This window comes from Sinomonas sp. ASV486, from assembly GCF_030908215.1.
Classification (GTDB): domain Bacteria; phylum Actinomycetota; class Actinomycetes; order Actinomycetales; family Micrococcaceae; genus Sinomonas; species Sinomonas puerhi.
The window spans coordinates 1-20,613 of record NZ_JAVFJK010000011.1 but is presented as its reverse complement, the minus strand read 5'-3'; the positions used below and the strand labels follow the sequence as shown (position 1 = coordinate 20,613).

Here is a 20,613-nt window from a genome sequence, read left to right as displayed (position 1 = left end):
ATATCTGTCCACTCAACAATGCAAATCTCCAATTGATCAACAAGGATGCGTAAAACAATGATGAAGCGCAGTATCTTTGCCGCCGCCGCAGTCACCGTGGCGGCGCTCAGCCTCACCGCGTGCGGCGGCTCCGGCAGTTCCGCCGCCGGCGCCGTAGGCAGCTCAGGGGCCTCCGGCCCGATGCCCACGGTGAAGATGATGATCGGTGGCATCGACAAGCAGATCTACCTCCCCTACAAGCTGGCGGAGCAGCTCGGCTACTACAAGGAGCAGGGCGTCGACATGCAGCTCTCCACCGAGCAGGACGGCGGCGTGGGCGCGGAAGACGCGATGATCTCCGGCCAGGTCGACATGTCGGGAGCGTGGTACAACCACACGTACGACTTCCAGCTCCAGGGCAAGGACATCATCAGCGTCGTCCAGCTCTCCGGCGCTCCCGGCGAGCGCATCATGTGCAACCCGAACGCCAACGTCCACTCGGCTGCCGACATCAAGGGCAAGAACATGGGCGTCACGGACCTCGGTTCGGGCACGGACACGCTCACGCAGTTCATCGCGTCCAAGGCCGGGCTCAAGTCCGGCAAGGACTACAAGACGGTCAAGGCGGGCGCCGGCGCAACGGCGATCGCGGCCATCAAGAACGGTCTGGCGGACTGCGTCATGACCACTCAGCCCACGGTCACTGCGCTCGAGGGCCAGGGCGTCGCCGAGTCGGCGATCGACCTCGCGACGACCGACGGCGTCACGAAGGCCTTGGGTGGCGCGTGGCCGGCTGCGAGCATCATTGCCAAGAAGGAGTGGGTCGACGCCAACAAGGACACCGTCCAGAAGGTCGTCAACGCCATGGTCAAGACGATGCACTGGATCGCCACGCACTCTGCTCAGGAGATCGCGGACAAGCTGCCCTCGGACTACACCTCGAACAAGAACATCACGAAGGCGGACTACGTCAAGGCCCTCACGGCGGACAAGGCGCAGTTCCTTCCCGATGGGCTGATGCCGGCGGGCGGTCCGAAGACCATCGCGGACATGTTCACGACCCTCGGCAAGGACGTCTCGAAGATCAAGTACACCGACACCTTCGACAACAGCTTCGCCACCAAGGCGAACGAGACCCTCGGCGAGAAGACCACCACGACGCCGGCTGGCTCGGACGGCTGACCCTGCGGCCGGGGGTTGAGCGAAGTCGACCCCCTCACGACGGCGGGCCCGCACCTTCAGCGCGAAGGTGCGGGCCCGCCGTCGTCCGCCCGAGGTCAGCTGGCTCAGTTGCAGCTGACCTTGTTGAACGAGACGACCGCCGGGTCGACGAACGGGATGGCGCCACGGTTCCAGTTCATGTGGGATGCATAGTGCACGCCGAGGCTCGATCCGCTTGCGAGGGTCCCCGTGATGTCGACGGTTCCGGTGACGACAGCCGAGGAAACGTTCGCCGAGATCCCGAACCAGTCGGTCAGATGCCCGGTGAGGATCTGGTCCGGCGACCCCTTGGGAGTGATGCTCCCATCAGGCCAGAAGATTACGTTCTGCGGCGAGTACAGAGTGAGTGTCCCTGTGCCCGTGAAGGTGCTCGTCGTCCAGAAATCCTGGGCCTTGTCGACGTTCACGTGGGCCACCCCGTTTCCGGAGAAGTCCAGAAAGCCTATGTCGTTGATGAACCAGTCCGGGCACGTCGAGCTGTTCGTGGGTGTGCCGACGGGCGTCGTCGCCCCCTGCTGGCTCGAGAAATGCACGGTCTGCGAGCACGGGCCTTGCTGGGTGACGCCGCACGTGATCGTGGGAGGGGAGTCGGCCCATCCGGCCGCAGAGCCGAGCGCTGTTGCTGCGGCGACGGCGGCTGCTGCGGCAAGGAGCCTGAGGGTGTGCTTGTGCTTCATGGGAGTGCCTTCGATCTGTAGATGGCTCTCACCGACGGCCCGCCCACCCAGCATGCAGGTCGCTGGAAAGCCGCCCGCTTGTGCAGCGGACGTGACGCCTCGAGGATAGGACCCCCCGGGGTGGCCTTCAAGCCCCGCCGTCAACCTCTGTCGATGCTGCCCATGTCCCCGTAGCGCGGGCCCGCGACGGCGTCCTGCGGCACGGCCTCGGCGAGGGCCAGGACCTCGTCGTCGGTGAGGACGATGTCCCGTGCCGCGGCATTCTCCTCGAGGTAGGCCACGCGCTTGGTGCCGGGGATCGGGACCACGTCCTCGCCTTGGGCGAGGACCCATGCGAGGGCGATCTGGCCCGGCGTCACGCCCTTGGCAGCGGCGAGGGCCTCGACGTTCTCGACCAGCCGGAGGTTGGTCGCGAGGGCGTCGCCCTGGAACCGGGGGAAGTAGGGGTGGCTGCGCGCATCGCCTTCCTGCGCGACGGACTCCGCGGTGAGCTTCCCGGTGAGGATGCCGCGGCCCAAGGGGGAGTAGGGCACGAGGCCGATCCCGAGCTCGCGGAGGGTCGGAAGGATCTCGTCCTCGAGGTCCCGAGTGAAGAGCGAGTACTCGGTCTCGAGGGCCGTGATCGGGTGGACGGCATGGGCGCGGCGGATGGTCCCGGCGGCGGCCTCCGAGAGCCCGAGGTGGCGGACCTTGCCCGCCGTCACGAGCTCCGCCATCGCGCCGACGGTGTCCTCGATGGGGACCTTCGGGTCCACGCGGTGCTGGTAGTAGAGGTCGATGTAGTCCACGCCGAGCCGCTGGAGCGACGCGTCGCACGCGGAATGCACGTATTCGGGGGCGCCGCTGATGCCGAGGCGCTCACCGTTCTCGCCGCGCACATTCCCGAACTTCGTCGCGAGCTGCACCTCATCGCGGCGCCCGGCGATCGCCCGGCCCACGAGCTTCTCGTTCGTGAACGGGCCGTACATGTCCGCGGTGTCGAGGAATGTGATCCCGAGGTCGAGGGCGCGGTGGATGGTCTCGAGGCCCGCGGCCTCGTCCGGGGCGCCGTAGAACTCGGACATGCCCATGCAGCCGAGGCCCATGGAGGAGACAGTGAGGGGAGAGGCCGTGCCGAGGGTTCTGGTCTGTTCAGTCATGGTTCCACTCAACTGCTTAGAGCGCGCTCTAAGTCAAGGCCCTTCGCCACGGAGGCGGCCGGGCGCATGTGCCGTATCCCCTAGTCCCGCGGATCGTTTCCGATTGACGTCCCCGGTGGCATCGGTGCGCCGAACACGGGGCCAGCGACCGGGCGCTTGGCGTGTGGCTCTTCTGCGGGGATTCGTGCTGTGAGGCGTCGCAGGGCCCACGGGACCAGATACTCGCGGGCCCAGACGATGTCATCTGCCTTTGCCTCACGCCAGCTGCGCGGGGGCAGCTCCTTGGGCGACATTGGTTCCAGGGCGTGGGGGACGTTGAGGGTTTCGAGCACCATGATGGCGATAGTGTGCTGGCCCAGCGGAGAGAAGTGCAGACGGTCCGGATCCCACATGAGCGGGTGGGTGAGCTCGCGCAACGCCCAGAGGTCGGCCACTACCGCATCGTGGCGCCCCGCGATAGTGCGCAGGTTCTCGTTGAAGATGGCCAGCTTGCTGCGAACCCGCCCCAGCACGGGCGTCGCGCCCCAATCCGGGCCGACGAACAGCACAATCGTCGCCCCAGTCGACGCCAGCAGCCCCACCGCGGCGTCCATCCGTTCGGCGAGCTTGTCGGGATCGCTCCTGTGGAAGATCAGATCGTTGCCGCCTGCGTTGAGAGTGATCAGATCCGGTCGCAGTGCCAGAGCCGGGGCCACCTGCTCGTCCAGGATCTGGGGGAGCAGCCGGCTCCGGACTGCCAGGTTCGCATACGCGAAATCCTCGTGTCCGGCGCTGAGCTCTTCCGCGACCCGATCCGCCCATCCCCGTAGGCCGCCCGGGCTGCGGGGTTCCGGGTCACCAACCCCTTCGGTGAACGAATCCCCCAGGGCCACATAACGAGTCCATGGGTGCAGGCGGGCGCCGAAGCCCACCGAGACTCCCTGCCCCGGACCGTCGGCGCTGGGAGCATTCATCTCCCAATACTGCCCCTTCGAACGGCTTAAGAGAACGGACCGCGTCTCCGCCTCCAGTGGCGACCGTGGGGACTAGGACCGGCGTCTGGCCGCAGACGGGCCCTAGCACCCGACGCTGCTGCGGTAGCCGTCGATCTTGGCCTCGATCGCGCGGAGGTTGTCCCGGACCTCCTCAAGCTGCACCAGCACGCGTTCGCGGTGCGCCACGAGCAGCTGGAGGCGTTCGCCCTCGGTGCTCTTCCCAGCGCGCACGAGCGCCGCGTACCGGCGAATCTCCCGCACAGGCATGCCGGTGGCGCGGAGCCGGGCGACCATGATGATCCCAGTGACGTCCTGGTCGGAGTACTCGCGGCGTCCCGACGACGTGCGCGGCACGTCGTGCAGCATGAGCCCGTCCCGCTCGTAGTAGCGCAGGGTGTGGGCGCTGAGGCCCGTCTGCTCGGATACTTCCGCGATGCTGAGGCCCATCTGTCCATTTGAAACCCTGGGTCGGGCGAGGCGCAACGCGACGGTCTCGCAGCGCGGTCACACTGGGAGGGCCCGCGGAGTCGTGTCCATCGGCCCTTCGTCCGCACGCGGGCTGAGCGACTCATGTGCAACCTCCCGGCCACTATCTCGCGGGGATCTACGCGGAACTCACAGTTCGCTGACAGCAGGGTCGGACTTCAACGCTTTGTGGTGGGGCTGTGTAGTCGCTGGGTGTCGCAACCCCGGTAGCATGCAGCTTCAACTCGTCTTGCATGGCATCCGTTTCGAGACACCGAGGTTTTGAGACACCAACTCGGAGAAGGAATTCGCCGCGTAAAGGGGGATCGATAAGCTCACAGTGGCCAGGTAATGCTAGCCGAGCATCCCGAGATATTGGGGGCGGCATTTCATCGCGTGGATGAGTTCTTCGCTTCCGTCGTCCCAGACCAGCACCACGAGTTCCAGCGGCCGGCCGCCTGTAGGGCAGCGGGGGCCAGCGCACGACGGCGGCGGGTCACCGCGCGCTGGCCCGTTTGCTCTCGTGGCGGCTCGACGCAGCGAGGGGGACGCGCCAGCGGAGCCGGAGGGCGAGGACGCGGAAGGCGAAGACCGCGACCGCGACCAGGAAGCCTGCGGTGGTGGACATCGCGCCGAGCCACGAGAGCAGGGCGACGAGCCCCGCGCCGAACATGGCCGGTACGGCGTAGATGTCGTGCCGGTCGAACAGGCCGGGGCGCACGTTCGCGACGGTGTCCCGCATGAGGCCACCCCCGATCGCTGTGACAGTACCCAGGACCGCCGCAGAGACCGGATTGATCCCCGCCCCCAGCGCCGTGAGTGTGCCCGTGACGCAGAACAGGGCGAGGCCGCCGGCATCGAAGAAGAGGACTGTGCGTCGGAGCTTCTGCACGGCCGGCATCAGGAAGTAGACGACGATCGCGGCGACCACGGGCGGCGCGAGGTAGATGGGCTGCGCGAGCGAGTTGGGGATGCGGTTGAGCACCAGATCGCGTATTACTCCGCCGCCGATCCCCGTGAGCGCTCCCAGCAGCACCGACCCGACGATGTCGTAGCCCTTCTGGGCGGCCATCATGCACCCGGAGACGGCGAAGAAGAAGACGCCCAGAAGATCGACGGCCAGTGCCCATTCGGCGGGATTCATGGCACCAGCCTAGGAGAGAACGTTCAGCGGCCGCTCGGCAGTGGATCGCGTGCCATCGCCGCGCGGAGAATGTCCAGAGCATTCTCGCGCATGACGGCGTCGGCCTCGTCGGAGTTGAGCCCGCCGACCCCCGTGAGCCACACCTTGGACTCGATGCCGGCCACTGCACGGAGTCGGACCGCGAGGGCATGGCGGTCAAGATGCGGGTGCGTCTCGGCGAGGGGTGCGAGAGCCTCCTCGTACCAGCGCACGGCCCGACCGCCGCGGAGGCTGGGCTGCTGGGCCCCGGGGGCGATGGATGCCTTCAGTGCGGCACGCAGCTGGGGATCCCACCTGCGCATGAAGGCGAAGTGTGCGTCGAGCGTGCGGGCCATCCTTTCGACGACATCCAACGGCGGGTGCTCGCCCAGGAGCGACCGCTCGCCGGTCTGAGGCATCGCCGCATTGAGCAGGGACTCCTTGTCGGGGAAGTAGCGGTATGCCGTGGTACGTGAGATCCCGGCGGCTTCGGCGACGTCGGATACCGAGGGGTCTTCCCCGCGTGCCATGAGGTCACGCACTGCATCGATCAGCGCGTCCCGAGTCCTTGACTTCTGCCGCGTCCGGCCGGTGTCCGCGTAATGGTTGTTGTCGGGAGGGGCCATGCGCTTTATGCTACTCGCATACCGTTATGGGACGACAGTCCCATAAGTCCCAGTCTCGACCATCCCGAAGGAGATGTCCCATGTCAGATCCAATCGAGGTCAGCCCGAACCTCTACCGCGTCGTCTTCGAGAACGACCGCGTCCGCGTTCTCGAGTATGTCGACCAGCCCGGCGATTCGACGGGCACCCACTCGCACCCGGACAGCGTCATGATCACGCTGTCGAGCTTCACGAGACGCCTGTCCTCGGGTGGCCGTGAGGTCGAGGTCGAGATGCCGCAGTTCCAGGCGCGCTGGCTCGACGCCCAAGAGCATTCCGGCACGAATATCGGCGCTACCACGACGCACAACATCTTCGTCGAGCTCAAGGAGGTCCGGACCGATGCCGCCGCGACCGCTCCAGCCCGGCTTGGCCCGAGTAAGTCCTGACCCCCTGCGGACATAGGGTCGCCAGCCCCTCCACCCACACGCTGCGGCTTGGCAGAATGGCTGCATGCGCACCTTTGGGGTGGAGGAAGAGTTGCTGATCGTGGACCCGGACACGGGCGACCCGCTCGCGCTCGTCGACAGGGTTCTCGCCGTCATGGGCCGGCCACGCGACGTCGAACGCGAGTTCAAGCTCGAGCAGGTGGAGATCCAGACGCAGCCGTGCATCACCCACGAGGAACTCCTCGGCCAGCTCTACCACGGGCGGCGTGCGCTGGACCGCGCCGCCCGGCAGGTGGGCGCGAGGATCGCGGCCCTCGGCACGTCTCCGTTTCGCTCTGCGACCCATGTGAGCCCGGGAGAGCGGTTCGCCGCGATGGTCGAGGAGTTCCGCCTCACCTCGCAGCAGCAGCTCACGTGCGGCCTGCACGTGCATGTCTCCATCGATTCCCCAGACGAGGGCGTCGCGATCCTGGACCGCATCCGAGAATGGCTCCCGCTGCTCGTTGCCCTGAGCGCCAACTCGCCGTTCTGGCACGGCTCGAACACCGGTTACGCGAGCTTCCGGACGCAGGTGTGGAACCGCTGGCCCACGGCCGGTCCCCAGCAGCTGTTCGGGTCGGCTCAGGCCTACGAGCGACTCGTGGCCGCCATGGTCGGCACGGGCGCGATCCTCGACGAGGGGATGGTGTACTTCGACGCGCGGCTCTCGCGCCGCCATCCCACCGTTGAGGTAAGGGCACAGGACGTGTGCCTCAATGCCGCGGACGCGGCCCTCATCGCCGTCCTCGTCCGCGGTCTCGTCGAGACAGCCGCGCGTGACGCCTCCGACGGCCGACCGCCCCTCGGGACGCAGGTAGCGCTCCTGCGCCTCGCCTCGTGGCGCGCGAGCCGCTCCGGGCTCAATGGGGCCCTCGTCCACCCGCTCGAAGCCCGACCCGTTCCCGCAGCGGACGCGATGGGCGCGCTCCTCGAGCATCTTGGACCCGTGCTGCGGGAGAGCGGAGAGCTGGCGCCGGCCGAGCGCGCCGTCCACGGACTGCTGGCAGGCGGCTCGGGGGAGCGGGCCCAGCGCGAAGCGGCGTCCGACGGCGACGGGCTGGCCGACGTCGTGCGCGCCGCCGTCGAGGCGACCCAGCAGCGTGACGGCGGGTGGGACGACGGCGCGTAGCCCGCGGACCCCGCGCGCCCGTTCCCGTGAGGGGTCATGTCCCTGAGTTGAGGGGTCATGTCCCCAGGTTGAGGTGTCAGGTCCCTGGGTTGTCGTGTCAGATCGCTAGGACGACGGCGGCCGGCGCCGAGCCGACTTGATCTCGCCCCGGCGCTTCTTCGATTCGAGGCGGCGCATCTGCGACCCGCGGGTGGGGCGCGTCGCGCGCCGCGCGGGCCCCGGCGGCAGGATGGCCTCGGACAGCAGGTCGATGAGTCGCTCACGGGCCGCTTCCCGGTTCCGCAGCTGCGACCGTTCGCCGGACGTGACGATGCTCAGCCGGCCGCCCACGAGACGCCCGGCCAGCCTCTTGAGGATGCGCTCGCGCTGAGCGTCGGAGAAGGCCGTGCTCGAGCCGGGGTCGAAGAGCAGCTCGACCCGGCTGTCGGTGGTGTTGACCCCTTGACCGCCTGGCCCACTCGAACGGCTGAATCGCTCGACGAGCTCGCTGGCGGGGATCACGACGCCGTGCCGCGCGCCGGGCTGCGGCGGCAGTCGGAGGTCTCGGCCCGGCGTGTCCATGGGCCCATTCTCCCGCACGGAGGCCGCGGCGTCTGAGCCGTGCTTGACGTGGGGTCCCCTTTGTCAAATATCCTATAGGAAAGATGACAAGGAAATCCTTCCCTGGAACGGTGGCTCAATGACGAGGAGAACCAGATGACCCGGCTGTGGAATGATCCGGCATCGTTCGCGGATGACATGGTGGAGGGATTCGTTCGCGCCAACGGCCGGTGGGTCCGCAGGGTGTCCGGCGGCGTCTCCCGCTCAACGCGCTCGCCCGAGCCGGAGGTTGCAGTTGTGATCGGCGGCGGATCAGGCCACTACCCGGCCTTCGGCGGCCTCGTCGGTCCGGGCCTGGCCCACGGCGCGGCGATGGGGAACCTCTTCGCCTCGCCCTCGGCCCATCAGGTCGAGTCCGTGGTCCGCGCTAGCGAGCAGGGTCGTGGGGTACTCCTGAGCTTCGGCAACTACGCGGGCGACGTTCTGCATTTCGGGGCGGCGCAGGAGGCCATGCGTCAGGATGGCGTCGACTGCAGGACCGTCGTCGTGACCGACGACATCTTCAGCGCGCCGCCGTCTCAGAAGGCCAGGCGCCGCGGCATTGCCGGGGATCTGACCGTGTTCAAGGCCGCTGGCGCCGCGGCGGCGGCCGGGTACGGCATCGACGACGTCGAAAGGGCCGCGGTCCTTGCGAACGCGCGAACTCGCTCGATGGGCGTTGCCTTCACCGGCTGCACGCTGCCGGGGGCGGAGGAGCCCCTCTTCACGGTCCCCGAGGGGAAGATGGCGGTGGGCCTGGGCATCCACGGCGAGCCCGGAATCGACATCACGGACATCCCGAGCGCCGACGGGCTCGCCGAGCTGTTCGTCGACCGACTCCTCGATCCCGCCGAGGTCCCGGAGGGCGCCACCGTCAAGGGTGGCCGCGTGGTTCCGATCCTCAACGGCCTCGGATCGGTGAAGAACGAGGAACTGTACGTTGTCTACGCGCGCATCGCAGACCTCCTCACGGCGGCCGGGCTGACCCTTGTCGACCCGCGGGTCGGGGAATTCTGCACGAGCTTCGACATGGCCGGAGTCTCGTTGACCCTCCTGTGGCTCGACGAGGAGCTGGAACGCCTGTGGCTCGCACCCGCGGATACCCCGGCGTTCGCGGCGGGCTCCGTTGACTCCTCGGCGCTCGAGGCAGTCACGATGGACGGCGGGTACGGCGAGGACAGCGAGTACGGCGAGGAAGCCGAGCTGCCGGCGTCGTCCGAGGAGTCCCGGAGGGCCGCAGGCGTCATCAGCCAGGCGCTCGCCGTCATGCGCGACGCGATCGACGCCCAAGCGGCCGAGCTGGGGCGGATCGACGCGATTGCCGGCGACGGGGACCACGGTATCGGGATGCAGCGCGGCACCGTTGCCGCTGCCGAGGCCGCGATGGCCCTTGCCGGGCAGGGCGCGGGAGCCGAAAGCCTCCTCACCCGATGCGGAGACGCCTGGTCCGACCGCGCCGGCGGCACCTCCGGCGCACTCTGGGGCCTGATCCTGAAGACCGTCGGCTCTCACCTGGGCGACACCAGCCCCGCAACGGCAGCGACCCTCGCAGCCGGCATCTCGGCGGCCAAGACCGCAGTCATGGACTACGGCAAGGCGAAGGTCGGCGACAAGACCATGGTCGATGCACTCGTCCCGTTCGCCGACACGCTCGCTGCGCGGGTGACTGCGGGCGAGAGCCTCGCGGAGGCCTGGCGGAAGGCCGCCTCCGCGGCGGCCACGGCGGCGGAGGCGACCGCGGATCTCATGCCCGGCATGGGTCGGGCCCGCTCGCACGGCGCGAAGTCCCTCGGCACCCCGGACCCCGGCGCCGTCTCCCTTGCCCTCATCGCCGAGCGCGTCCACACCGTCATCGCCGCTGAGTGACACCAATCCCATCTATCTGAAGGAGAACCCATGCCTGCATGGCGCATCGTCGTCGGCTCGGACGACGCTGGCTTCGACTACAAGGAAGCCATCAAGAAGGACCTTGAGGCGAGCGATCTCGTGGCGTCTCTCGCAGACGTCGGCGTGGCTGCCGACGGCGGCACCAACTATCCGACGATCGCCACCACCGCAGCCGAGATGGTGGCCCGCGGCGAGGCGGACCGTGCGATCCTCTTCTGCGGCACGGGGCTCGGGGTGGCCGTCGCTGCCAACAAGGTCAGGGGAATCCGCGCCGTGACTGCCCATGACAGCTTCTCGGTGGAGCGCAGCATCCTGTCCAACAACGCCCAGGTCCTGTGCATGGGCCAGCGCGTCATCGGCATCGAGCAGGCCCGGCGCAACGTGCGGGAATGGCTCACCTACGTGTTCGACGAGACGAGCGCGTCCAATGACAAGGTCCGCGAGATCTGCAGTTACGAAGGCATCTGAGCATGGCGGCTTTCCCGCCGGTGCTCATCGGCGCGAGCACCAAGATGTACTTCAGCCATGAGTCCACCGTGCACTGGTGCCATGCCGTCGCGGCGATCGCCCGGAGCCATCCCGCAACTCGGGACGGACTTGCGGGGCTCTTCGTGGTGCCCGGATACCTCTCGATCGCGGCGGCGCGCGAGGCGCTCGGCGGCCTTGCGATGGTGGGCGGCCAGGACCTCGCCACCGAAGACTTCGGCCCGTTCACCGGGGAGGTCAGCGGGGCGCAGCTCGCCGAGGCAGGCTGTGACCTCGTGGAGGTTGGCCACGCCGAGCGGCGGCGCCTCTTCGGGGAGGACGAGGCTGTGGTCAGGACCAAGACCGAAGCGGCCCTGCGCAATGGCCTGATCCCGCTCGTGTGCATCGGCGAGCCCGACCGGTGCGACCCGGCGGACGCGGCTACTGAATGCATCCGGCAGATCGATGGCGCCCTCGCGGGGGCCGGTGCGGCTGGCCTGTCCGGCAAGGTTATCGTCGCCTACGAACCGCAGTGGGCCATCGGGGCCACGGAACCGGCCGAGCCGGCGTACGTCCGCGCTGTGTGCGGCCCGCTGCGAGAGCACGTCCGCGCCCTTCCGGGGCACGAAGGCTCCGCCGTGATCTACGGCGGCAGCGCCGGCCCCGGGCTCCTGACCCAGATCGCCGATGCCGTGGACGGCCTGTTCCTGGGCAGGTTCGCCCATGATCCGGCCGCCGTCGAGGCGATCCTCACCGAGGTTTCGGCCCTCGTCGGCCAGACCCCGGCTGATAGGATCAGGGGCGCAGGAGGAGCCCATGTCTGAGACCGTCTACCCTCTGGCCGGGGCTGCCGCTCTGGAGCGGAGGGGCCTACGCGACCGCGTCTACGATCTTGTCCTCGACATGCTCATGACGGCAGACATCGCGCCGGGCACGCGGCTGTCCATCGACGCCATTGCCCGGGACCTCAAGGTCTCCCCGACTCCGGTCCGCGAGGCCCTCGTACAGCTCGAGAGGACCGGCCTCGTGACCCGCGAGGCGCTCAAGGGCTATCGCGTTGCGCCGCCACTGGCGGCCGGGCAGCTCGAGGCCCTCTTCGACGCGCGCCTCGTCCTGGAAGGCGGGGCCACCGAACTTGCGGCACGCCACGCCGAGGAGCTGGTCCCGCGGCTAGAACAGGCGCTCACGGAGCACCGCGCCATCTCGCGGATCGTGCACAAGAGCGTTGCCCACGGTGAGAAGCTGTCCGTCGGCCTCATCCGCGAGTACTTCGCGATCGACTGGAACTTCCACCACCTCATCTTCGAGGGCACGCACAATCCGTTCCTCCTCGACATGTCCGAGGCGATCTCTACCCGCGTGCACCGGATGCGACAGACGGTCAAGTCCGGAGTCAGCGATGCAGATGACGCCGTGGTGGAGCACTCCGCGATCCTCGACGCCTTCCGCGGCGGGAGCGCCGAAGAGGCCGCCGCCGCGATGCGCGCTCACATCAACAGGGTGCGGGAACGGGCTCGCCTGGACGTCGCCTCGCAGTGAACTGAGCTGAACTGACACCCGCACGACGTCGGGGGGGGGGCCCCCCCCCGCGGGGGCGGCCCCCCGGGGGGGGGCCCCCCCCCGACGTCGTCTGCAGGACGCTGTCAGTGCGCGAGCGCCTCCTGCTCGAGGAGCTCATCCGACTTCGCACCCTTGAAGAACTTGGTGGCGAAGACCATCCCGGCCGCGACGAACGCGAACACGCCCAGCGACACGACGCCCCAGACCCCCGAGCTCGTCGGAACCGCTGCATTGATGCCCGTGCGCATGAGCGGGGCCACGAATCCGCCGAGGTTGCCGAGCGAGTTGATGAGGCCGATGCCCGCCGCAGCGGCGGTGCCGGTGAGGAAGGCTGTCGGGTACGCCCACGTGATCGGGCCGACCGAGAGGAAGCTCGCCACCGCGAGGGTGATGAACACGATGCCCAGGAACGGCTGGCCGTTGGCGCCGGCCCAGCCCGAGGCGAGGATGAACACACCAGTGCCGATGTAGAGCAGCGAGCCCCAGTTGCGACGACGCGTGAGAGTGTGAGCGGCCTTGCCGAGGAAGTAGCAGGCGAAGAGGCCCACGAGCCAAGGGATGGCAGAGACCAGGCCGACCTCCCAGCCGACCTTCTTGCCGAGCAGCCCGGCCACCTGCTGGGGAAGGTAGAACGTGGTGCCGTAGACCGCGATCTGCAGGGCGAAGTAGATGACCGTGAAGTACCAGACCTTCCAGTTGGCCATGGCGCGCCAGATCCCGTTCGGGCCGTCCTGGGTGCGGACATGGTCCTCGAGCGCCATGGCGTCCGAGAGCGCGGACTTCTCGCTGTCGTTGAGGAACTTTGCCTTGGCCGGGCTGTTCGTGAGGAAGAACAGCGCGGCGATGCCGGCCACGATCGCGAGCACACCTTCCCCGAAGAACATGACCTGCCAGCCCCGGGCGAATCCGAGGGAGTCGCCGAAGCTGATGAGGCCGCCGGACAGCGGAGCACCGATCATCTGCGAGAACGGCTGCGCGAGGTAGAAGATCGCGAACATCTGCACGCGGACCTTGTTCGGGAACCACTCCGAAAGGAACATGATCACGCCGGGGAAGAGGCCGGCCTCGGTCACGCCGAGGAGGAACCGGAGCGCCGTGAACATGGTGTCGTTCGTGGTGAATGCGAAGGCCGCAGCGACGATGCCCCACGTGATCGCGATGCGTGCGAGCCAGAAACGGGCGCCGAAGCGCTTGAGGAGCAGGTTACTCGGCACCTCGAAGAGCGCATAGCCGATGAAGAAGATCCCGGCGCCGAGGGCGAACGCGCCGTCGCTCACTCCGCGGTCCACCCTGAGGGCGGCTTCCGCGAAGCCCACGTTCGTGCGGTCGAGGAAGGCAACGAAGTAGAGGATGACCAGCATCGGCATGAGGTGCCGCGCGGCCTTCGAGATGGCGGACTTGAGGGTGGTCTCCTGCGCCGACGGCGCAAGGGTTCTCTGATCGGGTGAGGACACGTCAGCTCTCCTTTGAGTTGAACTGCTGAGTTGAACTGCTGAGTTGAACTGCTGAGTTGAACGGTTGGGTGCGGGTGATGCGGTGGGACGGTGCGACGGCGGGCCGGGATTCAGCGGCCCTGGACGATCGTGAAGACGCCGATGGCGGTGAACACGATGCCTATCGCGAGGAAGGCGATCCGTGATTTGGACCAGGTTCCGAGGAGGGATTTCATGGGGTCCTCTCAGTGCATGTAGAGGCCGCCGTCGACGTTCAGGGTCTGGCCCGTCACGAAGCCGGCATCCTCGCTGATGAGATAGGCGATCGCCGCGGCGATGTCCAGCGGCGTGCCGATGCGCGGCAGCACGCCGTCGGCCGCCATCTTCTCCTTGCGCTCGTCCGTGAGCGTCCCGCCCATGATGTCCGTGTCGATCGGCCCGGGGGAAATGACGTTGACGGTGATGCCGGCATGGCCGAGCTCACGGGCCACGCTGCGTGAGAAGCCGATGACTCCGGCCTTCGCGGCCGAGTAGACCGTCTTGCTGAACGTCCCGCCGCCACGCTGCGCGGAGACGGAGGAGAGGTTCACCACGCGGCCCACACCGTGGGTGACCATCGATTCGACGGCGCGCCGCGTCGCATAGTGCACACCGTTCATGTTGATTCCCATGACCCTGTTCCACTCCTCGGGGGTCACCTCGAGGTAGGACACGGCGGAGGAGACGCCCGCGAGGTTCACGAGTGCCACGATCTGGGGGAGCGCGCCCTCGAGCTCGTCGAAGGCGGCCCGCACCTGGGCCTCGTCCGAGACGTCGGCGCCGGCTCCCGCGGCGACGACGCCGTGTTCGAGGGCGATCTCCTCGGCAACCCTCTTCGCGGCGTCGGCGTCGACGTCGATGATGCCGATGTTCCAGCCGAGCTCGGCGAGGTAGTGCGCCGACGCGCGACCGATGCCGCGCGGCGATGCTGCGCCGGTCAGGATGACCGTGCGGGATGTGGGGAAGGCAGTCATGGTGTTTCTCCTTGTCGGGGTTAGTTGGCGCCGTGCGCGGAAGCCGCCGCGATGGGCGCCGGGCCGAGCTCGTCCATGAGCTTCTTGATGGCCGCATACGCCTTGTTGCGGTACGCGACGAGTTCAGGGGTGCGCTCGGCGGGGACGTCGAGATAGCCGGCTCCGGACTTCGTGCCGAACTTGCCGGCGTCCACGAGGTCCTGGAGCGATGCGGGAGTCGCGAAGCGCTCGGGCCAGCGGCTCTGCAGGGACTCGTAGCAGAAGGAGTACACGTCCAGGCCAGCCATGTCCGCGATGGCGAAGGGCCCGAACACCGGCAGGCGGAAGCCGAAGGTCGTCCGGACGATCGTGTCGATGTCCTCCGGGGTGGCGATGCCCTCCTCGACGATCTGCGTCGCCTCGTGGAACAGCGCGTACTGGAGCCGGTTGAGCACGAAGCCGGTCGCGTCCTTGACCCGTGCGGTCTCCTTGCCCGTGGAGGCCACGAGGTCCTCGACCAGGGGCAGCACGGATGGGTCGGTCCCGGGATGCGGGATGAGCTCGACGCCCGGGATGAACGGGGCCGGGTTGGAGAAGTGCACGCCGAGGAAGCGCTCCGGGTTGGTCACGGCCTCGGCGAGGGACGCGATGAGGATCGTCGAGGTGTTGGAGCCGATGACGGCGTCGGGCCGGGCCGCGGCGGAGATGCGGCGCAGCGTCTCGTGCTTGACCTCGATCTTCTCGGGCACGGCCTCCTCGATGAAGTCGGCTCCTGCCACAGCGTCCTCGATGGACGGCGCGGGCGAGAGATGCGCCTCGAGGCGTTCCACAGCGTCCTCCGGGAAGAGCCCGTCGGCCACGAACTGGCGGGCCTCCTCGAGGAGGCGCTCGAAGTTCTTGGCTGCGATCTCCTCGGAGACGTCCGCGATCCGGACGGTGGCTCCGCCCAGGGCAAGGACCTGGGCGATGCCGCCGCCCATGTAGCCGGAGCCTACGACGGCGACGGTGAGTTCAGACATGGTTTCCCCCTAGCCCTTGGGCAGCAGAGTGCGGATGTACTTCTGGTTGGTGGCGCAGACGCCGAGGCTGTCGCCCCCGTAGTGCTCGGCCAGGATGATCCCGTCGAAGCCGGTGGCGATCGCGTCCCGGAACACCTCGCGGTAGTTGATGAGGCCGGTCTCCATCGTCGAGGGCACGGAGGTGGCCCAGCTGCCGTCCGCGGCCTCGTCGCGCGAGTAGTTCTTCACGTGCCAGTAGTTGGCGTAGGGAAGCGTCTTGGCGAAGAGGTCCCGCCAGTCCTCGATGGGGCGGTGCAGCCGGATGAGGTTCGCGATGTCGGGGTTGAGGCCTACGTTGTCGAGGCCCACCTCCTCGACGAAGCGGACGGCACTGTCTCCGGTGCCGAGGTAGGTGTCCTCGTACATCTCGAGCGAGACGCGCAGGCCCAGGTCGGCGGCGTGCTTGCCGAGCTCGCGGATGCGCCCGACGGCGGTGTCCCACACGTCGCGATCATCGGGGTCCTGAGGGCCTTGGGCCGTCCAGAACCACAGGGCATTGCGCTGGGCCGCGCTGAAGGGCTGGTGGAGCCCAGTGGAGAAGACCTGCATGCCCCACTCGGCTGCGGCGTCGATCGTGCGGTGGGCGTACTCGAGGTTGCGGTCCTCGTGGCCCGGCATGATCACGCTCTGGCGCTGGAGGTGCACGGACGGGATGCCGACCCCGTGGGACCTGGCGATCGAGAGGAACTCGTCGCGGCGCGAGGGCTCGAGGTCGGCGGGGCGCACGTGGCTGTCGGCGAGCTCCGCAAGGGTGAAGCCGACGTCGGCGATCTGGGCGAACATGTCATCCCAGACCTCAGCGGGTGCATCGTGCAGCGCCAGCCCGTTGCGGTCCACGGCTCGGAATCCGTGGAGGCATGTAGCGATGGGCCACGATTCGGCGGTGAACGCTGGTTCGGTCGACATGGTGCTCCGTTGCAGATGTTGGGGGTCGAAGGGGGTAGACAACTGCCGCGTGATGCGGCTCACGAAAAGATCCTATAGGAAATATGAGGTCTGTCAACGGGATTGGCAGCCCCCGCCGACGCCCTCCGGAAGGGCTAGGCGGTCCTCCGGGCGGGCGCCACGACCTTGATGACTGCGGAGTCGTCCGCGGCAGCGAGGCCCTGGGCCTGACCGAGGAGGTAGAGCTGCTCGGCGGCGGCTGCGACCGGGGCGGCGAGGCCCGCCGAGCGTGCGGCCTTGCCCACGATCCCCATGTCCTTGACGAAGATGTCGAGCCTTGAGAGCACCTCGGCACCGCTCTCGGTGTAGGCCTCGAGAATGCGCGGGCCGCGGTTGGAGAGCATGAAGGAACCGGCGGCGCCTGCCTCGAGGGCCGCGAGCGTCTTGGCCTGGTCCAGGCCGAGCGCGTCGGCGAGGGCGAGTGCCTCGGCTGCGGCGGCGATGTGTACCCCGCACAGGAGCTGGTTGACTGTCTTGAGGGCCTGCCCGTCGCCAGGCCTGTCACCGACCACGGTCAGCGTCGAGGCGAGCAGCGCCAGAACGGGGTGTGCCTTCTCGTAGTCCGACGGCGTCGCGCCGACGACGATGAGGAGGTCGCCCTCGCCGGCCCGCACGGGACCGCCGGAGAGCGGTGCGTCGACGAGGCCCACGCCGAGCGCGGCCAGACGCGCGACTGTGCCGGGGATGGCGTCGGTGCCGACCGTGCTCGTGAGGATCACGACGGCGCCGGGCTTGAGCGAGGCGGCAACGCCGTCCTCGCCGAAGAGGACCTCGTCGAGCTGCTCGCCATTGCGCACGGCGAGCAGGAGCGCGTCGGCGCCCTCAGCGGCTTCCTTGGCCGTGCCGAACGTCTCGATGCCCGCGGCGGCGGCGAGCCCGAGGCGGACCGGGGCGATGTCGAAGCCGTGGACCGTCAGGTCGGTCGCAAGCCGCGTGGCCATGGGCAGGCCCATGGCACCGAGGCCGAGGACGGCAACGGTCTCGGTGGTGGCCGGGTGGTCGCGGTCAGATGTGGTCGGGGTGGTGTCGAGCATGGTGGTCCTCCTGTGGACTCTGGGCCTGAGGGGCTGCGGAAGGGGTCAGAAGGCGCTGAGGGTCTTGGTGACCTGGGCGAGCGACTCGTCGTCGCCGACGTTCCCGGCGAACACGACGTAGGGGATGCCGCGGGCGGGACCGCTCACGGGTTCCCACAAGGAGACGATGCCCGGGAGCATCGGACCGCGCACGATCGCGTGGCGGATCTCGAGTCCGTGGGCCGCGACGTCGGACGAGGTGATGCCGCCCTTGGCGATCACGAAGCGCGGGGGCGTTGCCTTGAGCGTGCGGTTCACAACGCTCACGACGGCGGCACTCACCGTCCGCGCGATCTGCAGGCTCTCGGCGGGGTTGCCCGTCTTCACGAGCGCGCGGGACGTGTGGATGATGACATCCCCGGAGGCCAGGGAGTCGATGACGGCGGCCACCGTCGCGTCGAGGTGGAAAGGAGCGGTTCCCGGGTCGAGGAGCCGGTTGACGTCGATCTCGATCGTCCGTGCAGACGCATGCTCTTCCCTCAGTCTCGCAAGCTGACGGGTCGTGAGGCCCACATGCGAGCCGACGACGATGAGGCCCCCGGGCGCGAGGTCGGTGCGTGCACCGCCGGGAACGCGGCCGTAGACCTCCTCCGCTGTGAGGGGCTCACGGACGTCCTGGCCGATGCGGCCGCGGACGAAGGGCGGCCCCACCCTGTAGAGGAGGTGCTTCCCCCGCCCCTCAGCCTCTTCGAGCCCGAGGGCGAGGGCCCGGAGGTCGTTCTCGCCCGTGATGTCCACGACGATCGGGGTCGAGTCCGCCGCGGGGGAGATGGCGTCGGCGATGGCGCCCGCGCCCGCGCGGATGGTGGCGAGGTCGAGCACGATCACGTCGCCGGCGGACCGGCGTCCTGAGGTCTTCTCCTCGACGTACGCGGGCAGGTAGGAGCTTGAGAAGCCGAACGTCGCATCCTTGGCGAACTCGGTTTCGCTCACCGGGGTGAGTGACGCCTCGGGCGAGCCGGCGGGGCCACCGCCGCCACCCGCCGTCGTGCGCACGTAGTGGTGGCCGCCGATCGTGACGCGGCCGGCGTCGGGGAAGGCCGGGACGATGACGACGCCGTCGACCGCTGCGCCGCCGTGCGCGGCGATGGCCTCTGCGAGGACGTCCGTCTCGAGGGGGAAGTGTCCGCGGAGGGTCGAGTCGCTCCGGCTGACGAAGGCGAGCCGGATGCCTTCCTCCTGCGCGGCGCGGCTTGCCGCCGCGACAACCTGACGGTTGCGCTGCGCTGCCTCGCCGGGGTCGAGGCTGCGCGTGTTCGTCAGGACGTACACGGCGGCCGGGCGTGCGCCGTCGATGCGGCAGCCGAACGCCCAGCGGAAGTCTTCGGTCTCCCAGGCGGTGAGGACGGGCAGATCGGCGACCGACTGGGTTCCGGTGGGGTCGTCGTCGAGGACGACGAGCACACGGCCGGACAGGGCAACCCGTTCAGCGACCTCGTGCGCGGCGATGTCCCGCTCTGCGGGGTAGCTGGCGAGGGCCTCGGCTTCGAGGAGCATGCGAACACTTCCTTGTGTGAATCATGAATGTAAGATGTCAGACATCTGATGTGAGTATGCCGGGCGGACTTCTCCAACGCAAGAGGGGCCCGTTCGTAGACTTGGCAGTAATCTGTCGCGAGCTGCGACAACTTGACGGTGCGGAAGATAGGGGCCAAGTGGCGCGGAGATCACTCGTTGTCGAGGTAGCGGACGAACTCCTCGACCGGATCGTAGCCGGCGAGTTCGCGCCCGGCGCGCCGGTTCCGGGCGAGCTCGACCTCGCCGCGCGGCACGATGTCAGCCGCATGACGGTCCGTGAGGCAATCAAGACCCTCACAGCGCAGAACATCCTGCGGGTCGAGCGGGGCAGGGGGACCTTCGTCAACCCGATCAACCACTGGAGTTCGCTCCACGCCGTTCTGCGCGCCACCAACGAGGGCGCGGACGCCCGGAACTCCGCGGTGCAGCTCATCGAACTGCGCCGCATGCTCGAGACCGGCGCATCCGAGCTGGCCGCCGAGCGCATCACCGATGAGGAGCTCTCGGAACTGGGCGCGATCGTCGACGAGATGCGGGACGCCCACGCGGCCGGGGACCTCCGCCGATTCGTCGAGGCGGACCTTGCCTTCCACGACGTGGTGCTCCGTGCGTCCGGAAACCCGTTCGTGGCGGTCCTGCTCGAGCCGCTGAGCCAGGTCCTCGCCGAGCGCCGCTCGGAGACGTCTGCCGTTCCCGAGATCCAGGAGCACGCGATTGAGATGCATGCAGCCATCTGCGCTGCTCTGAACAGCCACGATCCAGAAGCAGCACGCACCACGATGGATGCGCACATGCAGCAGACGCTCGATGACCTCAGGACCTACATCCTGGCGGGGCAGCAGAGTCCGGCGGAGTAGCGGAGGCGAAACCGGGTTTTCGGCCGCGCTCAGCCGCCGCGCAGGAGCCGACTGAGCATCGTCCGGTACAGAAAGGGGACCACGGCCGAGGCGGCCCACCTCACGGGCCGCACGAACCGGCCCAGACCGAAGTGCTGCACCCAACGGACGGTCGACCCGCCGTCGTGCGCGGTGACCGTGACGTCGATCGAGCCGAGGACGAGGCGCCCGCTCTTGACGATCCGCGCCCGGCCCGGGGAGGCGCCCGCGGGCGGCGAGATGTACTCGACGGTCATGACGTCGTTGAACCCCACGCGCCCGAGCATCGTACACGCGGTGAAGAGGTGCCCCGGATGCAGCTCCTCCGCGCTGGCGAGCCCTTGGGTGATGCGGGTGAACGGGATGAGGCGGTCGTGGGGGGGGGGGGG

At 68.5% G+C, this 20,613-nt stretch carries 22 protein-coding genes; 8 read left to right on the top strand and 14 right to left on the bottom strand.

The window, feature by feature from the left end:
* Positions 1 to 57: 57 nt before the first annotated feature.
* Positions 58 to 1,161, top strand: coding sequence for an ABC transporter substrate-binding protein (locus tag RBS60_RS15275; RefSeq protein WP_307958440.1), 1,104 nt, complete (start codon positions 58 to 60; stop codon positions 1,159 to 1,161).
* 104 nt (positions 1,162 to 1,265) lie between these two features.
* Here the strand turns inward: RBS60_RS15275 and RBS60_RS15270 are convergent, their stop codons facing one another.
* From RBS60_RS15270 to RBS60_RS15245, 6 genes are all read right to left on the bottom strand, one after another.
* On the bottom strand, positions 1,266 to 1,877 hold the full coding sequence (locus RBS60_RS15270; protein WP_307958439.1) for a hypothetical protein: 612 nt from the start codon (positions 1,875 to 1,877) through the stop codon (positions 1,266 to 1,268).
* Positions 1,878 to 2,017: 140 nt separating this feature from the next.
* Positions 2,018 to 3,016 carry an aldo/keto reductase gene (locus tag RBS60_RS15265; RefSeq protein ID WP_307958438.1) on the bottom strand — a complete coding sequence of 333 codons (999 nt, stop codon included), beginning with the start codon at positions 3,014 to 3,016 and terminating at the stop codon, positions 2,018 to 2,020.
* Positions 3,017 to 3,096: 80 nt separating this feature from the next.
* On the bottom strand, positions 3,097 to 3,969 hold the full coding sequence (locus RBS60_RS15260; RefSeq protein ID WP_307958437.1) for an SGNH/GDSL hydrolase family protein: 873 nt from the start codon (positions 3,967 to 3,969) through the stop codon (positions 3,097 to 3,099).
* A 102-nt stretch (positions 3,970 to 4,071) separates the two neighbouring features.
* Positions 4,072 to 4,437, bottom strand: coding sequence for a MerR family transcriptional regulator (locus RBS60_RS15255; RefSeq protein WP_307958436.1), 366 nt, complete (start codon positions 4,435 to 4,437; stop codon positions 4,072 to 4,074).
* Between the two features lie 514 nt (positions 4,438 to 4,951).
* A complete protein-coding gene (locus RBS60_RS15250) occupies positions 4,952 to 5,599 on the bottom strand; it encodes a trimeric intracellular cation channel family protein (protein ID WP_307958435.1) in 648 nt (215 codons plus the stop codon).
* A gap of 23 nt (positions 5,600 to 5,622) precedes the next feature.
* Positions 5,623 to 6,243 carry a TetR/AcrR family transcriptional regulator gene (locus RBS60_RS15245; protein ID WP_307958434.1) on the bottom strand — a complete coding sequence of 207 codons (621 nt, stop codon included), beginning with the start codon at positions 6,241 to 6,243 and terminating at the stop codon, positions 5,623 to 5,625.
* 80 nt (positions 6,244 to 6,323) lie between these two features.
* Between RBS60_RS15245 and RBS60_RS15240 the strand changes: the two genes are divergently transcribed.
* Both RBS60_RS15240 and RBS60_RS15235 read left to right on the top strand, forming a co-directional pair.
* Positions 6,324 to 6,671, top strand: a complete 348-nt coding sequence (locus tag RBS60_RS15240) for a cytoplasmic protein (protein WP_307958433.1) — start codon at positions 6,324 to 6,326, stop codon at positions 6,669 to 6,671.
* Positions 6,672 to 6,735: 64 nt separating this feature from the next.
* The gene (locus RBS60_RS15235) at positions 6,736 to 7,839 is read left to right on the top strand and encodes a glutamate--cysteine ligase (protein WP_307958432.1); all 1,104 of its coding nucleotides are present in this window, start codon (positions 6,736 to 6,738) and stop codon (positions 7,837 to 7,839) included.
* Positions 7,840 to 7,944: 105 nt separating this feature from the next.
* On the opposite strand, the gene arfB is transcribed toward RBS60_RS15235, so the two are convergent.
* A complete protein-coding gene (gene arfB, locus RBS60_RS15230; RefSeq protein ID WP_307958431.1) occupies positions 7,945 to 8,400 on the bottom strand; it encodes an alternative ribosome rescue aminoacyl-tRNA hydrolase ArfB in 456 nt (151 codons plus the stop codon).
* A 135-nt stretch (positions 8,401 to 8,535) separates the two neighbouring features.
* Here arfB and RBS60_RS15225 point away from each other — a divergent pair, with 135 nt between their 5' ends.
* From RBS60_RS15225 to RBS60_RS15210, 4 genes are read left to right on the top strand one after another with little or no spacing between them, the layout of a single operon-like run.
* Positions 8,536 to 10,284, top strand: a complete 1,749-nt coding sequence (locus RBS60_RS15225) for a dihydroxyacetone kinase family protein (RefSeq protein WP_307958430.1) — start codon at positions 8,536 to 8,538, stop codon at positions 10,282 to 10,284.
* Positions 10,285 to 10,314: 30 nt separating this feature from the next.
* Complete coding sequence (locus RBS60_RS15220) at positions 10,315 to 10,773, top strand: ribose-5-phosphate isomerase (protein ID WP_307958429.1); 459 nt, start codon at positions 10,315 to 10,317, stop codon at positions 10,771 to 10,773.
* Between the two features lie 2 nt (positions 10,774 to 10,775).
* Positions 10,776 to 11,594, top strand: a complete 819-nt coding sequence (locus tag RBS60_RS15215) for a triose-phosphate isomerase family protein (protein WP_307958428.1) — start codon at positions 10,776 to 10,778, stop codon at positions 11,592 to 11,594.
* On the top strand, positions 11,587 to 12,309 hold the full coding sequence (locus tag RBS60_RS15210) for a GntR family transcriptional regulator (RefSeq protein ID WP_307958427.1): 723 nt from the start codon (positions 11,587 to 11,589) through the stop codon (positions 12,307 to 12,309). The genes RBS60_RS15215 and RBS60_RS15210 overlap by 8 nt, the downstream gene beginning before the upstream one ends.
* A gap of 104 nt (positions 12,310 to 12,413) precedes the next feature.
* Here RBS60_RS15210 and RBS60_RS15205 read toward each other — a convergent pair whose 3' ends face one another.
* The 6 genes from RBS60_RS15205 to RBS60_RS15180 all read right to left on the bottom strand — a co-directional run bounded on the left by RBS60_RS15205 (position 12,414) and on the right by RBS60_RS15180 (position 19,328).
* Complete coding sequence (locus RBS60_RS15205; RefSeq protein ID WP_307958426.1) at positions 12,414 to 13,784, bottom strand: MFS transporter; 1,371 nt, start codon at positions 13,782 to 13,784, stop codon at positions 12,414 to 12,416.
* Between the two features lie 224 nt (positions 13,785 to 14,008).
* The gene (locus RBS60_RS15200) at positions 14,009 to 14,776 is read right to left on the bottom strand and encodes an SDR family oxidoreductase (protein WP_307958425.1); all 768 of its coding nucleotides are present in this window, start codon (positions 14,774 to 14,776) and stop codon (positions 14,009 to 14,011) included.
* A gap of 20 nt (positions 14,777 to 14,796) precedes the next feature.
* Positions 14,797 to 15,774, bottom strand: a complete 978-nt coding sequence (locus tag RBS60_RS15195) for a 3-hydroxyacyl-CoA dehydrogenase family protein (protein ID WP_307958424.1) — start codon at positions 15,772 to 15,774, stop codon at positions 14,797 to 14,799.
* Positions 15,775 to 15,783: 9 nt separating this feature from the next.
* Positions 15,784 to 16,719 (bottom strand): sugar phosphate isomerase/epimerase family protein, encoded by a 936-nt coding sequence (locus RBS60_RS15190; protein ID WP_307958423.1) that lies wholly within the window; start codon positions 16,717 to 16,719, stop codon positions 15,784 to 15,786.
* A 134-nt stretch (positions 16,720 to 16,853) separates the two neighbouring features.
* Positions 16,854 to 17,792: an NAD(P)-dependent oxidoreductase gene (locus tag RBS60_RS15185; RefSeq protein ID WP_307958422.1), complete on the bottom strand. Its 939-nt coding sequence runs from the start codon at positions 17,790 to 17,792 to the stop codon at positions 16,854 to 16,856.
* Positions 17,793 to 17,837: 45 nt separating this feature from the next.
* Positions 17,838 to 19,328, bottom strand: a complete 1,491-nt coding sequence (locus RBS60_RS15180) for a four-carbon acid sugar kinase family protein (RefSeq protein ID WP_307958421.1) — start codon at positions 19,326 to 19,328, stop codon at positions 17,838 to 17,840.
* Positions 19,329 to 19,486: 158 nt separating this feature from the next.
* Between RBS60_RS15180 and RBS60_RS15175 the strand changes: the two genes are divergently transcribed.
* Positions 19,487 to 20,206: a FadR/GntR family transcriptional regulator gene (locus RBS60_RS15175; protein ID WP_307958420.1), complete on the top strand. Its 720-nt coding sequence runs from the start codon at positions 19,487 to 19,489 to the stop codon at positions 20,204 to 20,206.
* Between the two features lie 29 nt (positions 20,207 to 20,235).
* On the opposite strand, the gene RBS60_RS15170 is transcribed toward RBS60_RS15175, so the two are convergent.
* On the bottom strand, positions 20,236 to 20,613 hold a 378-nt coding region (locus RBS60_RS15170), incomplete at its 5' end, for a hypothetical protein (protein WP_307958419.1).